Annotated in this window: 1 rRNA gene; it reads left to right on the top strand. The window is 54.4% G+C overall.

Annotated elements, in window-relative coordinates:
- Window positions 1–355 (top strand): 16S ribosomal RNA (locus SB775_RS28015); the annotation flags it as partial.

Raw genomic sequence — 355 nt, 5'->3', positions numbered from 1 at the left:
GCCTCTCAGACCGGGATAACATAGGGAAACTTATGCTAATACCGGATAGGTTTTTGGACCGCATGGTCCGAAAAGAAAAGATGGCTTCGGCTATCACTGGGAGATGGGCCTGCGGCGCATTAGCTAGTTGGTGGGGTAACGGCCTACCAAGGCGACGATGCGTAGCCGACCTGAGAGGGTGACCGGCCACACTGGGACTGAGACACGGCCCAGACTCCTACGGGAGGCAGCAGTAGGGAATTTTCCACAATGGACGAAAGTCTGATGGAGCAACGCCGCGTGAACGATGAAGGTCTTCGGAGTGTAAAGTTCTGTTGTTAGGGACGAATAAGTACCGTTCGAATAGGGCGGTACC

This window comes from Peribacillus sp. SIMBA_075, assembly GCF_046534585.1.
Note: the sequence above shows the minus strand (reverse complement) of the source record. Positions and strands in the feature narration are given on the sequence as shown.